This is a genomic window from Aeromonas bivalvium, from assembly GCF_046078285.1.
Taxonomy (GTDB): domain Bacteria; phylum Pseudomonadota; class Gammaproteobacteria; order Enterobacterales; family Aeromonadaceae; genus Aeromonas; species Aeromonas bivalvium.
Genome location: NZ_JBGXBV010000009.1, coordinates 119,844 through 133,578, shown reverse-complemented (window position 1 = coordinate 133,578; position 13,735 = coordinate 119,844). Strand labels below are relative to the sequence as shown.

Below are 13,735 nucleotides of genomic sequence, written 5' to 3'. Positions count from 1 at the left end.
CATATCAGGCATCCAGCAGGCGTTGTACATCGATCAGGGTCTGGGCCAGCTCGGCCCCGGCTTCGATCATCTGGGTGTGAGCACTGGCAACTGTATCCGGGGCTATGCCGCGGCAGGCGGCCAGATGCACTATGACCCGAAAACCGGCCTGACGCAGTTGCAGCACGCTGGTCTTGACGCAGTAGTCGGTGGCCAGGCCGCCGGCCAGTACAGTGGTGACGCCGCGGCTGCGGAGAAACTCGATGAGGCCGGTGCTGCGTCGCCCGGCCAGATCGTGGTAGCAGGCGCCATAAGGGTGCAGGTCTGGCTCTATCCCCTTCCAGACGAAGAAGTCGTAATCGATGGGGGCGGGCAGGCCGTCGAGCAGCTCGAAGCCCGGGGTGCCGGGCACGCAGTGGCTGGGCCAGCTCAGATCCGCATTGGCATGGGGCAGGGGAGTGAAGGGCGGGCTTGTGGTCCAGATGGCGTTCGCCGAGTGGGCATCCTTGCTGCCGACTCGCACGCTGGCCAGAGCGGCCTGGGCATTGAGGGCGGCGACTATCTCATCCCCGCCGGGCACGGGCAGCTCCTGCGGGCAGAGGGGGGTGAATCCCTTCTGCGCGTCTATATCCAGGCTGGCGATGATTCCCATGATTGACTCCTGCACATATTATCTATGTGATATTATCTACCAAACATTAATGGAAGGCGAGCGAGACGATCGAGATGCCAAGCATGAGTCTGGACATGGTGGTGCTGCGTTTGAACGAGGAGCGGCTCGAGCTGCTCCTCGAGCCGCGCCAACGCCAGCCCTTTGCTCGTTGCTGGCAACTGCCGGCCCGACGCATCGATGAAGGTCGTGACCGGGATCTGGACGATGCCCTGCAGCGGTTGCTGGCGGAGTGGGGGCTGGGGGTCTGCTACAGCGAGCAGGTCTGCACCCTGGGGGATCAGGAGCGGGATCCTCGCGGCTGGTCCACCACTCTGGTCTATCTGTGCCTGGTGGGGCCCGATACGGTGCCGAGCCGGGGCCGGTGGCATCCCCTCACCGCCCTGGAGGGCCTGAGCCTGGCCTTCGACCATGCTCGCCTCATCGGCAAAGGGCTGGAGCGGCTCAAGATAAAGAGCCGCTACAGCACGCTGCCGGTGCAGCTGCTCGGCGCCGAGTTCACCCTGTCCGAACTGCAACGGGCCTACGAGATCATCTTGCAGACACCCATGAACACGGCGGCCTTTCGCAAGCGGATCCATCGCGCCAATATCCTGGCCGACACGGGCCGCAAGCGCACCGGCAAGCAGAGGCCTGCCAGCCTCTATCGGCTCGATGCCCCGCCCTGCATCCTGTTCGATCAGCTGATGCATGGCGCCGAGGCCTGAGGCCGCACAAGGCGCACCGTGATGGAGAAAGGTGCCGGGACCATGGGGCGTCATCAACCGACTGGAGGTCGAATCATGAAGGAAGCAAGACCCACTCAGACCAGGGTGCTGGTCAGCGCCTGCCTGCTGGGACAACCGGTGCGCTATGACGGCCAGAGCAAGGGGATCGTCAGCGACTGGCTGCAGGCGCTCGGGGCCGAGGGGCGGGCCCTGGCCTTCTGCCCCGAGGTGGCTGGGGGCCTGCCCACGCCGCGCCCGCCCGCCGAGCGGCAGGGGGAGCGGGTGATCACAGTGACCGGGCTCGATGTCACCCCGGAGTTCGACCATGGCGCCGAGCTGGCCCTGGCGCTCTGCCGGCGCGAGGGGATCCGCTTCGCCCTGCTCAAGGAGGGGAGCCCCTCCTGCGGCAGCGGCCGCATCTACAACGGCCGCTTCGAGGGCGTCTCCATGGTAGGGGAGGGCAAGACCACGGCCCTGCTGCGCCGTCACGATATTCAGGTGTTCAGCGAGGATCAGTTGCCCGAGCTGGCATCGGCGCTCGCTTTGGCGGCCACAGCAGCGGGCTCCTGAGCTCGCTGCCACTCTTCCAGCACGTCGTCCTTCTCCTGCCAGCGCTGGTTCAGCCAGGCCTGAAAACCGCGCTTGAACTGCTTGTCGTTGAAGTAGTCCCCCACCAGTGCCTCATCCACCGGCCACTCCTCGATGCGCACCTGAATGCGCTTCATGCGCCCCATCAGAACATCCTTGAACGGCGTCTCCTGGTTGTCGGGATAGTTGATGGTGACGTTGATCAGGCTGTCGAACTGATCGCCCATGGCTGCCAGCGTGAAGGCCAGACCTGCCGCCTTGGGTGGCATCAGGTGGCGAAAGCGCGAGCGGGAAGCGTCGCGCTTCGCCTCGGTGAAGCGGGTCCCCTCCACGAAGTTGATGACGGTGGTGGGGATGTGGCGAAATTGCTCGCAGGCATTGCGGGTGGTCTCGATATCCTTGCCGCGCAGGTGCGGGTTCTTCAGCAAGAATTCCCGTGAGTAACGGCGCATGAAGGGCATGTCGAGCCCCCAGCAGGCGAGCCCCAGCAGCGGTATGTAGATGAGCTCGTGCTTCATGAAGAACTTGGGCACCGGCAATCGGTCGCGAAACAGGTGTCCCAGCACCACTATGTCGGCCCAGCTCATGTGGTTGCTGATGATGAGATACCAGCCATCCTTGCGCAGCCGGGTCTCATCCTCGAGCTGCCAGTCGATGCGGGTGGTGAGGCGGATCACCAGGGCGTTGCAACCCAGCCACAGCCTCATTAAGCGGTTGTTAAGGCGGCTGCAGGCGCGGCCAAAGGCCGGGATGGGCAGCAGCAGTTTGGCCAGCGACACCAGCAGGATCAGGCTGGCGCACAAGGCGGTGAAAAGGATGGTCAGGCCGGCGCTGATGAGCAGCACCAGGGGGCCGGGGAGCAGGCTTAGCATGGGCGTCGTTTACCGCGTCTTGTCCGCCAGCAGCTGGGTCAGGGTCTGATCCTTCTCGCGCCAGATCCCGTTCAGCCACTGCTGAAACCCCTGCTGGAACTCGGGGTCATTGAAGTAGTCCCCCACCAGATGAGGCTCTATGGGCAGGAAGCGTACCCTGACCCGAATGGTCTCAACCCGCCCGCACATGAAGTCCCAGAAACTCGGGATCCCCCCCGGATAGCCTATGGTCACGTCGACCAGCTGGTGCAACTTGCCGCCCATGGCCGCCAGGGTGAAGGCGATGCCGCCGGCCCTGGGGTGCAGCAGGTGGCGATAGGGGGCACCCTGTTTGTCATGCTTGTGGGCGGTGAAGCGGGTGCCCTCGACGAAGTTCATCACACTCACCGGAATGTGGCGGAACTTGGCACAGGCCTGCCGGGTTGTTTCTATGTCTTTTCCTCTCAGATGCGGCTTTTTTTCCAGCAATTTTCTCGAATATCGCCGCATGAAGGGGAAGTCCAGCGCCCACCAGGCCAGTCCGAGAAAGGGCACCCAGATCAGCTCTTTTTTCAGGAAAAATTTCAGGAAGGGGATCTGCCCATTGAACACCCGCTGCAGCACCAGGATGTCGACCCAGGACTGGTGGTTGGCGATCACCATATACCATTGCTGCAGGCTGGCCTTGTCCAGCCCTGTAACCTCGAATCGGGTTTGGCTGAGGCTCTGCTGAACCAGGTTGTTGAACCGGATCCAGTGACCGGCGCAGCCATCGAGCAAGGCGGTGCATCTCCTGCGCCAGGGGGTGAGCGGAACCATCAGCTTGAGCAGGGCCAGCAACAGCACGGGGATGAACCAGAACAGGGTATTGATGAAATAGAGCAGGGTCGAGAGGCTGCCGCGCAGTCGCTCTATCAGCTTGTTTTGCATGGGGTCGCGTCCGTCTTGCCGACTAGGGTGTGATTAAGTGGTCAGATGTGTGCCCATGTTAGCAGCCGAGTCGGGCCAAGACCAAGGGGGAGCGAGCCTTGGGCTGGCACCTCGACAGGTTCAACCGCTGCGCAGCCGGCTGAGGAGCCTGTCCATGGCGCGATAGCCCAGGGCCTCGACCAGGTGCCCCTTTTCTATGTCCGCCTTGCCCGCCAGATCGGCCAGGGTACGGGACACCCGCAGGATGCGGTGCCAGGCCCGGATGCTGAGACCCAGCCGCTGGATTGCCGTCTCGAGAAACTCGGCATCCTGCGGCGATAATCTGCAAACCTCCTCGATCTCTCGGCTATCGAGCAGGTTGTTGAGCTTGCCATTGCGGCTCAGCATGCGTCCACGGGCGGCCAGGACCCGTTCGCGGATCTGAGCGCTCGACTCCCCTCGCTGCGCCTTGCCGGTCAGGCTGCCCTTGGGCAGTAGCGGCACCTCCACCGTCAGGTCGAATCGGTCGAGGAAGGGGCCGGAGAGCCTGCCAAGATAACGCAGTATCTGATCCGGGCTGGCCCGGCTCATGCCGTCACCGAAATGGCCGCAGGGGCTGGGATTCATGGCGCCGATGAGCTGGAAGCGGGCGGGGAAATCCACCTGGCGGGCTGCCCGGCTGATGGTGATGTGGCCTGTCTCCAGCGGCTCGCGCAAGGCGTCGAGCACCTTGCGTTCGAATTCAGGCAACTCGTCGAGAAACAGCACGCCGTTGTGGGCCAGGGAGATCTCCCCTGGTCTCGGATGGCTGCCGCCGCCCACCAGAGCCACCGCAGAGGCGCTGTGGTGAGGCGTGCGATAGGGCCTGTGATGCCAGTGACCGGCGCGGGGGGTGAGGCCGCCGATGGAGTGGATGGCGGCGGTCTGCTGCGCCTCCTGTTCGCTCAGCGGTGGCAAGATGCCGGGCAGGCGACTGGCCAGCATGCTCTTGCCGGTGCCGGGCGGGCCGATGAACAGCAGGTTGTGGCTGCCGGCGGCGGCGATCTCCAGCGCCCGCTTGGCCTGGGACTGGCCGATCACATCCTGCAGATCGGCCACCAGACGTTCCTCGCTATCCGGCTGGGAGAGGGGCAGGGGCAGCTCGTACTGGCCCGCCAGCCAGGCGGTCACCGCCAGCAGCTGGTGGGCACAGCGCACCTCGGCATCCTGGATGAGGGCGGCTTCGGCGCCGTTGGCACTGGGCACCAGCAGGGTGCGGCCGACATCGCGGCAGGCGAGCACCGCGGGCAGCACGCCCTGGATGGGGCGGATCTCGCCGGTCAGGGCCAGCTCGCCCAAAAATTCATGATCCAGCAGGTATGTTGCCGGTATCTGCTTGGATGCGGCGAGAATGCCGATGGCGATGGCCAGATCGAAACGCCCTCCCTCCTTGGGCAGATCGGCGGGAGCGAGATTGACGGTGATGCGCTTGGAGGGGAACTCGAAGTTGCCGTTGAGCAGGGCGCTGCGCACCCTGTCTCGTGACTCCTTCACCGAGGTTTCCGGCAGGCCCACCATGTTGAAGGCGGGCAGGCCGTTGGAGAGGTGTACCTCCACCGTGACTTGCGGTGCCTGGATCCCCAGGCTGGCACGGCTATAAACCACAGCTAATGACATAAACCCCATCCTTGAGTTGAGTTATGTTCTGACTAACTGCAATTTGTCAGTTTTTTATGCCAGCCCTATTCGGCTGACATAGTTAAAATTAGTGGCTTGTAATGTAATAAATGCTTGCCTGATAAAAACCATCATGCTAGTTCTAATAGCCATTCGCGGTGCAAACCGCCCCAATTTCACAGGATTTCCGGTTGTAACTATGAACATGGCCTCCCGTTTCGTCAGCATTATTGTGGTCCTAGTGGTGATTATTATCTCACCGCTCGGGGCTCGTTTAGCTGCACGGAACAAGGGATAGACCCACCACCGGACAGAACGAAACAAGCGACCCCCGAGCCTCACGGCCCGGGGGTTTTTTTTCGACCAAAGGACAGGATTTCCACATGAACGGCGCGCAGTTTTTGGTACAGGCTCTCAAGAAACAGGGTGTGACCCAGGTGTTTGGTTACCCGGGCGGGGCCATCATGCCGGTCTACGACGCCCTGTATGACGGTGGCCTGGCCCATCAGCTCTGCCGTCACGAGCAGGGTGCCGCCATGGCCGCCGTGGGTTATGCCCGCGCCTCCGGCCAGGTGGGGGTCTGCATCGCCACCTCGGGCCCTGGGGCCACCAACCTGGTGACCGGCCTGGCGGAGGCGCTGCTCGATTCCGTGCCCCTGGTCGCCATCAGCGGTCAGGTGCCTTGCGCCGCCGTCGGCACGGATGCGTTTCAGGAGGTCGACGTACTCGGCATGTCCCTCTCCTGCACCAAGCACTCCTTCATGGTGACGGATCCCGCCGATCTGGGTCGGGTGCTGGCGGAAGCCTTCGCCATCGCCAGCGAGGGTCGTCCGGGTCCTGTTCTCATCGACTTTCCCAAGGATGTGCAGCTCGCCACCGTGCCGACCCAGAGCCCGCTGTGTGCGGTGGAGGAGATCGAACCCCTCAATCCGGCCGAGCTTGGCTCACATGAAATAGAAAAGGCCCGTACCCTGCTGGCCGGTGCCGATCGCCCGGTGCTCTATGTCGGCGGTGGTGTGGGCATGGCCAATGCGGAAGAGCCGCTGCGGGACTTTGCCGCTGCCACCGGCATGCCGGTGGTCACCACCCTCAAGGGGATAGGGGCGCTGGATCCCGACAGCCCCGTCTATCTGGGCATGCTCGGCATGCACGGCACCAAGGCCGCCAACTATGCGGTGCAGCAGTGCGATCTGCTGGTGGTGGTGGGCGCCCGTTTCGATGATCGGGTGACCGGCAAGCTGGAGGAGTTCGCCCCCGAGGCCAGGGTGATCCACCTGGACGTGGACGCCGCCGAGTTCGGCAAGCGCCGCGCCGCCGATGTGGGCATCACCACTGATCTCAAGCGGGTGTTGCCCGCCCTGGCCATGGCGCTGGCCATCGACCCCTGGCGCGCCCACTGCGCCGCCATGGCTCGCGAATATGCCTTCCGCTACGACCACCCGGGTCAGGCCATCTATGCCCCGGCCCTGCTCAAGCAGCTCTCGGCACGGCTGCCCGAGACCAGCGTGGTGGCCTGCGATGTGGGTCAGCACCAGATGTGGGTGGCCCAGCACATGCGCTTCACCAGCCCGCGCAACCACCTCTCCAGCGCCGGTCTCGGTACCATGGGCTTCGGCCTGCCCGCCGCCATCGGCGCCAAGATGTCGCGCCCCGAGGACGAAGTGGTGCTGGTGAGCGGCGACGGCTCTTTCATGATGAACGTGCAGGAGCTCGGCACCATACGCCGCGCCCGGCTCAAGGTGAAGATGGTGCTGCTGGACAACCAGCGCCTCGGCATGGTGCGCCAGTGGCAGGAGCTGTTCTTCGACGGCCGCTACAGCGAGACCATCCTGTCCGACAACCCGGATTTCGTCGCCCTGGCTGCCGCGTTCGGCATCCCTGGCGAGACCATCACATGCAAGGAAGAGATAGGTCCGGCACTGGATCGCCTGCTGGCGAGCGAAGGTGCCTACCTGCTGCATGTGGCCATTTCAGAGGAAGAAAATGTCTGGCCCCTGGTTCCGCCGGGAGTCGCCAACCACAAGATGATGGAGCAACGCCCATGAACCAGCACAGTCAGCATCAGCACACCCTGCGGATCCACGCCCAGTCCAGACCCGAAGTGATGGAGCGGGTGTTGCGGGTGGTGCGCCACCGCGGCTTCGCTCTCAATGCCCTGCATATGGAGCAGGATTGCCAACAGCTGCGGATCACGGTTACTGTCGAGTCGGTGCGTCCCATCCAGCAGTTGTGGAGCCAGCTGGTCAAGCTGGTGGATGTCTCCCGGGTCGATGCACTGGAACAGCAACCCCGGATCAGCGCTTAAGGAGCAAAGCCAATGTCACAGCCTTCACATCCGCAATACATCTGGTTCAACGGCAAACTGGTGCCCTGGCAGGATGCCCAGGTGCACGTCATGAGCCACGCCCTGCACTACGGCTCCTCGGTGTTCGAGGGGGTGCGCGCCTACGACACCCCCAGGGGGACCTGCATCTTCCGCCTGCAGGAGCACACTCGCCGCCTGTTCGATTCCGCCAGGATCTACTGGATGGACGTGCCCTACAGCGAGGCCGAGGTCAACGATGCCTGCCGCGCCGTGGTGCGCGAGAACGGCCTCAAAAGCGGCTATCTGCGCCCGCTGGCCTTTGTCGGCAACGTGGGGCTGGGGCTGCACCCGCCGCTGGATGCCAAGGCGGATCTGATCGTTGCGGCCCTGCCCTGGGGCGCCTATCTCGGCGAAGAGGGGCTGAAAAACGGGGTGGATGTGTGCGTCACCTCCTGGAACCGGCTCGCCCCCAACACCATACCCACAGGCGCCAAGGCGGGCGGCAACTACCTCTCTTCCCAGCTGATCAGTCGCGAGGCCAAGCGCAACGGCTTCGCCGAGGGGCTGGCGCTGGATGTGAACGGCTACCTGAGCGAAGGGGCGGGGGAGAACCTCTTCCTGGTGAAGAACGGCGTGCTGTTCACCCCGCCCGCCACCGCCGCCATCCTGCCCGGCATCACCCGCGACACCATCATGACCCTCGCCCGCGATCTCGGTTACGAGGTGCGCGAGCAGGCACTGCCCCGTGAGGCTCTGTACGTCGCGGACGAGATCTTCATGACCGGCACGGCCGCCGAGGTGACCCCGGTGCGCTCGGTGGATCGGATGCAGGTGGGCGCAGGCAGCCGGGGCCCCGTGACCGAGCAGTTGCAGAACGCCTTCTTCGGCCTGTTCAACGGCAAGACCGAAGACAAATGGAACTGGTTGACCCCAGTTAACGATTGAATCAGCGGGGGCAGCATTTGCCCCCATGCAACGGCGCGACCGAGGACAAGTGGGGCTGGCTGACCCCGGTCAACGATTGATGGATAGCGCGGGCGGCGTTGTCGCCCGCAGCTCGCCAGGCCAGAAGAGAGAGCAAGTGCCGAGTCGGCTATGGCAAGGGCACCCCCCTTGCCACAACCGATTCGAATTGACGGTTTCGCATCATTAATTTGCCCAGCAGGGCTCATGTATTCAGGGAGTAGAGACAATGCCGAAGTTGAGATCCGCCACCACCACCCACGGACGTAACATGGCCGGGGCCCGCGCCCTCTGGCGTGCCACCGGCATGACAGATCAGGATTTCGGCAAGCCCATCATTGCCGTGGTCAACTCCTTTACCCAGTTCGTGCCCGGTCACGTTCACCTCAAGGATCTCGGCCAGCTGGTGGCCCGGGAGATAGAGGCGGCCGGTGGCGTTGCCAAGGAGTTCAACACCATCGCCGTGGATGACGGCATCGCCATGGGTCACGGCGGCATGCTCTATTCCCTGCCGTCCCGGGAGCTGATCGCCGACTCGGTGGAGTACATGGTCAACGCCCACTGCGCCGATGCCATGGTCTGCATCTCCAACTGCGACAAGATCACCCCGGGGATGCTGATGGCCGCCCTGCGCATCAACATACCGGTGATCTTCGTCTCCGGCGGCCCCATGGAGGCGGGCAAGACCAAGCTCTCCGATCAGATCATCAAGCTGGATCTGGTGGACGCCATGATCCAGGGTGCCGACCCCAAGGTCTCGGACGCCCAGAGCGATCAGATAGAGCGCAGCGCCTGCCCCACCTGCGGCTCCTGCTCCGGCATGTTCACCGCCAACTCCATGAACTGCCTGACCGAGGCGCTGGGTCTCTCCCAGCCGGGCAACGGCTCCATGCTGGCGACCCACGCCGATCGGGAACAGCTGTTCAAGCTGGCCGGTCAGCGCATCGTTGCCCTGGCCAACCGCTACTACCAGCAGGATGACGAGAGCGCCCTGCCGCGCAACATCGCCACCAAGGCGGCGTTCGAGAACGCCATGGCGCTGGACATCGCCATGGGCGGTTCCACCAACACCGTGCTGCACCTGCTGGCGGCGGCCCAGGAGGCCGGGGTGGACTTCACCATGGCCGACATCGACCGCATGTCGCGCAAGGTGCCGCAGCTCTGCAAGGTGGCGCCCTCCACCCAGAAGTACCATATGGAAGACGTGCACCGCGCCGGCGGCGTGGTCGCCATCCTGGGGCAGCTGGAAAAAGCGGGCCTGGTGCACGGGGATGCCCGCAACGTGCTCGGCACCACCCTGGTTGAGCTGCTGGCGCAGTACGATGTCAGCCGCTGCGACGACAAGGCGGTGCACGATTTCTACCGCGCCGGTCCGGCCGGCATTCGCACCACCAAGGCCTTCAGCCAGAGCTGCCGCTGGCCCGAGCTGGATCTGGACCGGGCCGAAGGCTGCATCCGCTCCCTGGACAACGCCTACAGCCTGGAGGGGGGCCTGGCCGTGCTCTCCGGCAACCTGGCCCTCGATGGCGCCATCGTCAAGACCGCCGGGGTGGATGACGAGAACCTCACCTTCCGTGGCCCGGCCCGGGTATTCGAGAGCCAGGACACGGCGGTCGCCGGCATCCTGGACGGCACAGTGAAAGCGGGTGAAGTCGTGGTGATCCGCTACGAAGGGCCGAAAGGGGGGCCCGGCATGCAGGAGATGCTCTATCCCACCACCTATCTGAAATCCATGGGCCTCGGCAAGGCCTGCGCCCTCATCACGGACGGTCGCTTCTCCGGCGGCACCTCGGGCCTCTCCATCGGCCACGTCTCCCCGGAGGCGGCCTCCGGCGGCACCATAGGGCTGGTGGAGGATGGGGACATGATCAACATCGACATCCCGGCCCGCAGCATGGTGCTGGAAGTAGCGGACAGCGTGCTGGCCGCTCGCCGCGCCGCCGCCTCGGCCCGTGGCTGGAAGCCGCTCAATCGTCAGCGTCAGGTCTCCTACGCCCTGCGTGCCTACGCCATGCTCGCCACCAGCGCCGACAAGGGCGCGGTGCGCGATTTAAGCAAGCTGGAGGAGTGATGATGAACGCGACGACAGATCATTCATGCAAAGTGCCGCTCGCCTCTGTCTGTGCCGACAAGGGTGCGGTGCGCGATTCAAGCAAGCCGGAGGAGTAAGCCATGGTCTCTGCGGCGGATTATCTACGCAAGGTGTTGCTCTCTCCCGTCTATGAGGCGGCGCGGGTGACACCGCTGCAAACCCTGAAAAAACTCTCCGAGCGGCTCGGCAACCAGGTCTCCCTCAAGCGGGAAGACCTGCAGCCGGTGCACTCCTTCAAGCTGCGGGGGGCCTATCACAAGATCGCCACCCTGAGCGCCGAGCAGAAATCCCACGGCGTGGTGGCGGCCTCGGCCGGCAACCATGCCCAGGGGGTTGCCCTGTCGGCGGCCAAGCTCGGCATCAAGGCCATCATAGTGATGCCCAAGACCACGCCGGACATCAAGATAGATGCGGTGCGCCGCCTGGGTGGCAACGTGCTGCTGTTTGGCAACAGTTTCGACGAGGCCTACGGCGAGAGTCGCCGCCTGGCAGAAACCGAGGGCTATACCCTGATACCGCCGTTCGACGACGTCGAGGTGATCGCGGGCCAGGGCACCATAGGCAAGGAGCTGCTGGAGCAGGACACCCACCTGACCCACGTCTTCGTGCCCGTGGGCGGCGGCGGCCTGGCCGCCGGGGTGGCGGTCTACATCAAGCAGCTGCTGCCGGATGTGAAGGTGATCGGGGTGGAAGCCGAGGGCTCCGCCTGCCTCAAGGCCGCCATGGAGGCGGGCGAGCCGGTCAATCTGGATAGAGTCTCCCTGTTTGCGGACGGGGTGGCGGTCAGGCGCATCGGCGAGGAGACCTTTCGCCTGTGCAACCAGTATCTGGACGAGGTGGTGACCGTCTCCAACGACCAGATCTGCGCGGCGCTCAAAGACATCTTCGACGACTGCCGCGCCATCGCCGAGCCGTCGGGGGCCTTGTCCCTGGCGGGTCTCAAGGCCTACAGCGAGCGGGAGCAGGTCAAGGGCGGGCGGATGGCGGCCATATTGTCCGGCGCCAACGTCAACTTCCACAGCCTGCGCTACGTGTCGGAGCGCTGCGAGATCGGCGAGAAGCGCGAGGGCATGCTGGCGGTGACCATCCCCGAGCGCAAGGGGGCCTTCCTCGATTTTTGTCGCCAGCTTGGGCCCCGCATGGTGACCGAGTTCAACTACCGCTACGCGGATGCGGCCCAGGCCTCCCTGTTCGTCTCGGTGCGCCTCACTGGCGGTGACGAGGAGCTGGGCCAGATCATCGATCAGCTCGGCGGCAACGGCTACCCCGTGGTCAACATGACAGAGAGCGAGCTGGCCAAGAATCACGTGCGCTACATGATTGGCGGCCGCCCGGCCCGGCCCCTCGGTGAACGCCTCTACAGCTTCAAGTTTCCGGAGCAGCCGGGGGCCTTGATGCGCTTTCTCGAGACCCTGGGTTGCCGCTGGAACATCAGCCTGTTCCACTACCGCAACCACGGCGCCGACTATGGCCGGGTGCTGTGCGCCTTCGAGCTGCCGGACGAGGACGTGGCCGCCTTCCACGACTACCTCTACGAGCTGGGGTATGACTGGAAGGAGGTGAGCGAGGATCCCGCCTATCGCCTGTTCCTGGCGAACTGAACAGGGATTGGCTGAGTGAAGAGGGGGGCGCTGGCCCCCCTCTCTCATGGGGGCGAGCCCGGCGTGTGCCGACGGGCTCACACTCTGACCCACCGGATCGTTTGAGACCGAGTCAGGATGGGATAGGCTGGAGTGCCCGGCCCTGCGCGGCTCCCTGCGAGCGGGCACCATGGGCCGAGGTTCGCCATCACAGACTCAAGGAAGAGGCATGAACATGACAAGATCCCTGCTGGCGCTCCTGATGGGCGCCACCGGTATGAGCGGGCTGGCCCAGGCCCAGGGCCTGGACAACAGCTGGTATCTGGGGGGCAAGGCGGGCTGGTCCCACTATTTCGGGGCCGATTTCGAGCCCGGGATAGCGCGGGCGTTCGAGCTGGTGGGCGCCGATGAACAGGAGGACGCCCTCGGTCTGGGTCTGTTCGTCGGCTATCAGCTCAACCCCAACCTCGGCTTCGAGCTTGGCTACGACCATCTGGGCAGTTATCGCCTCAGTGGTCGCCAGCGCCAAGATGGCCTCAGCGCCGGCCTGACCGGCGAGGCCAGGGCCCAGCTCGTCCAGGCCAGCATGCGTATCGGTTACCCCGTCACTCCCAGCCTGGATCTCTATGGCCGTCTCGGCGGCGCCTATGGCTGGACCGAGAGCGACGTGAGCGCAGAGATCACAGTGGACAGCAGCCAGTTTCGCGACTCGGCCAATGGCAACAAGTACCATGGTGCGGCCTTTGTCGGCGCCCTCGGCGGCGAATATGCCCTCAACCCCAGCTGGGCCCTGCGTCTCGAGTATCAATACACCACCCCCCTCGGCAACAGCTCCCTGGACGAGTCCGGCATAGAGCTGGACAACGGCCTGCTCGCCCTCGCCATCGTCTACCGCTTCGGCCAGGGGGAGGACGTGCAGGCCGAGATCAGCCCGGCACCCGCCCCCGTGCCCCCCGCCACCGTCATCATCCGCCAGCGATTCTCCCTGAGCTCGGATCTGCTGTTCGCCTTCAACGAAGCGAACCTCAGGCCGGAGGCCAATCAGGCGCTGGATAGCCTGTTTCAGCAGATAGTGGCGGCCAATCCCAGGGATGGGGTGGCGACCGTGGTGGGGCACACGGATCGGCTGGGCGCCGATGATTACAACCAGCGCCTGTCGGAGCTGCGGGCCCGGGCCGTGGCCGATGGGCTGATCGCCCGGGGCTGGCCGGCGGACAAGGTGGAGGTGACGGGGCGTGGCGAGCAGGAGCCGGTCACCGGCAACCGCTGCAACGGCGGCAGCAAGCGGGAACTGATCCCCTGTCTGGCCCCGGATCGGCGGGTCGATATCCAGCTGGACGGGGTGGGGGAGCCATCTCAGCCATAACGCCGGCCCAACCCCGCAGGTGACGCTGACTCGCCCGGGCCGTTGCCCGTCGCCGGCGAGTCGAAACAC

12 protein-coding genes are annotated in these 13,735 nt (G+C 64.7%); 8 read left to right on the top strand and 4 right to left on the bottom strand.

The annotated features are described in order from the left end of the window. Nucleotides 1-4 precede the first annotated feature (4 nt). On the bottom strand, nucleotides 5-631 hold the full coding sequence (locus tag ACEUCR_RS17470) for an isochorismatase family protein (RefSeq protein ID WP_041998951.1): 627 nt from the start codon (nucleotides 629-631) through the stop codon (nucleotides 5-7). Between the two features lie 74 nt (nucleotides 632-705). On the opposite strand from ACEUCR_RS17470, the gene ACEUCR_RS17465 reads away from it, so the two are divergent. Both ACEUCR_RS17465 and ACEUCR_RS17460 read left to right on the top strand, forming a co-directional pair. Beyond that, nucleotides 706-1,356, top strand: a complete 651-nt coding sequence (locus ACEUCR_RS17465) for an NUDIX hydrolase (protein WP_041998953.1) — start codon at nucleotides 706-708, stop codon at nucleotides 1,354-1,356. A 75-nt stretch (nucleotides 1,357-1,431) separates the two neighbouring features. Further along, nucleotides 1,432-1,926 (top strand): DUF523 domain-containing protein, encoded by a 495-nt coding sequence (locus ACEUCR_RS17460; RefSeq protein ID WP_408791634.1) that lies wholly within the window; start codon nucleotides 1,432-1,434, stop codon nucleotides 1,924-1,926. Here ACEUCR_RS17460 and ACEUCR_RS17455 read toward each other — a convergent pair. The 3 genes from ACEUCR_RS17455 to ACEUCR_RS17445 form a co-directional block, all read right to left on the bottom strand. After that, nucleotides 1,869-2,816 carry an acyltransferase gene (locus ACEUCR_RS17455; protein WP_408791632.1) on the bottom strand — a complete coding sequence of 316 codons (948 nt, stop codon included), beginning with the start codon at nucleotides 2,814-2,816 and terminating at the stop codon, nucleotides 1,869-1,871. The two genes, ACEUCR_RS17460 and ACEUCR_RS17455, sit on opposite strands and share 58 nt — an antisense overlap. A 9-nt stretch (nucleotides 2,817-2,825) precedes the next feature. Beyond that, on the bottom strand, nucleotides 2,826-3,725 hold the full coding sequence (locus ACEUCR_RS17450; protein WP_408791630.1) for an acyltransferase: 900 nt from the start codon (nucleotides 3,723-3,725) through the stop codon (nucleotides 2,826-2,828). Between the two features lie 120 nt (nucleotides 3,726-3,845). Further along, the gene (locus tag ACEUCR_RS17445) at nucleotides 3,846-5,360 is read right to left on the bottom strand and encodes a YifB family Mg chelatase-like AAA ATPase (RefSeq protein ID WP_408791628.1); all 1,515 of its coding nucleotides are present in this window, start codon (nucleotides 5,358-5,360) and stop codon (nucleotides 3,846-3,848) included. 383 nt (nucleotides 5,361-5,743) lie between these two features. On the opposite strand from ACEUCR_RS17445, the gene ilvG reads away from it, so the two are divergent. From ilvG to ompA, 6 genes are all read left to right on the top strand, one after another. Then, nucleotides 5,744-7,405: an acetolactate synthase 2 catalytic subunit gene (ilvG, locus tag ACEUCR_RS17440; RefSeq protein WP_408791626.1), complete on the top strand. Its 1,662-nt coding sequence runs from the start codon at nucleotides 5,744-5,746 to the stop codon at nucleotides 7,403-7,405. Further along, nucleotides 7,402-7,665 (top strand): acetolactate synthase 2 small subunit, encoded by a 264-nt coding sequence (gene ilvM / locus ACEUCR_RS17435; RefSeq protein ID WP_041998968.1) that lies wholly within the window; start codon nucleotides 7,402-7,404, stop codon nucleotides 7,663-7,665. Before ilvG ends, ilvM begins: the two co-directional genes overlap by 4 nt. A gap of 12 nt (nucleotides 7,666-7,677) precedes the next feature. Continuing rightward, on the top strand, nucleotides 7,678-8,610 hold the full coding sequence (locus ACEUCR_RS17430; protein WP_408791624.1) for a branched-chain amino acid transaminase: 933 nt from the start codon (nucleotides 7,678-7,680) through the stop codon (nucleotides 8,608-8,610). 247 nt (nucleotides 8,611-8,857) lie between these two features. Beyond that, nucleotides 8,858-10,699, top strand: coding sequence for a dihydroxy-acid dehydratase (gene ilvD, locus ACEUCR_RS17425; RefSeq protein WP_392441812.1), 1,842 nt, complete (start codon nucleotides 8,858-8,860; stop codon nucleotides 10,697-10,699). Nucleotides 10,700-10,800: 101 nt separating this feature from the next. Continuing rightward, entirely contained in the window at nucleotides 10,801-12,321 is a 1,521-nt protein-coding gene (ilvA, locus tag ACEUCR_RS17420; protein ID WP_041998976.1) for a threonine ammonia-lyase, biosynthetic, read from the top strand. 214 nt (nucleotides 12,322-12,535) lie between these two features. Then, nucleotides 12,536-13,666, top strand: coding sequence for a porin OmpA (gene ompA, locus ACEUCR_RS17415; protein ID WP_408791655.1), 1,131 nt, complete (start codon nucleotides 12,536-12,538; stop codon nucleotides 13,664-13,666). Nucleotides 13,667-13,735 lie beyond the last annotated feature (69 nt).

What these genes read in the sequence shown, in the direction of transcription:
- ilvM (WP_041998968.1), top strand. Translation starts at nt 7,402, where the DNA reads ATGAACCAGCACAGTCAGCATCAGCACACCCTGCGGATCCACGCCCAG.
- ompA (WP_408791655.1), top strand. Translation starts at nt 12,536, where the DNA reads ATGACAAGATCCCTGCTGGCGCTCCTGATGGGCGCCACCGGTATGAGC.
- ilvA (WP_041998976.1), top strand. Translation starts at nt 10,801, where the DNA reads ATGGTCTCTGCGGCGGATTATCTACGCAAGGTGTTGCTCTCTCCCGTC.
- ACEUCR_RS17450 (WP_408791630.1), bottom strand. Translation starts at nt 3,725, where the DNA reads ATGCAAAACAAGCTGATAGAGCGACTGCGCGGCAGCCTCTCGACCCTG.
- ACEUCR_RS17465 (WP_041998953.1), top strand. Translation starts at nt 706, where the DNA reads ATGCCAAGCATGAGTCTGGACATGGTGGTGCTGCGTTTGAACGAGGAG.
- ilvD (WP_392441812.1), top strand. Translation starts at nt 8,858, where the DNA reads ATGCCGAAGTTGAGATCCGCCACCACCACCCACGGACGTAACATGGCC.
- ilvG (WP_408791626.1), top strand. Translation starts at nt 5,744, where the DNA reads ATGAACGGCGCGCAGTTTTTGGTACAGGCTCTCAAGAAACAGGGTGTG.
- ACEUCR_RS17430 (WP_408791624.1), top strand. Translation starts at nt 7,678, where the DNA reads ATGTCACAGCCTTCACATCCGCAATACATCTGGTTCAACGGCAAACTG.
- ACEUCR_RS17460 (WP_408791634.1), top strand. Translation starts at nt 1,432, where the DNA reads ATGAAGGAAGCAAGACCCACTCAGACCAGGGTGCTGGTCAGCGCCTGC.
- ACEUCR_RS17470 (WP_041998951.1), bottom strand. Translation starts at nt 631, where the DNA reads ATGGGAATCATCGCCAGCCTGGATATAGACGCGCAGAAGGGATTCACC.
- ACEUCR_RS17445 (WP_408791628.1), bottom strand. Translation starts at nt 5,360, where the DNA reads ATGTCATTAGCTGTGGTTTATAGCCGTGCCAGCCTGGGGATCCAGGCA.
- ACEUCR_RS17455 (WP_408791632.1), bottom strand. Translation starts at nt 2,816, where the DNA reads ATGCTAAGCCTGCTCCCCGGCCCCCTGGTGCTGCTCATCAGCGCCGGC.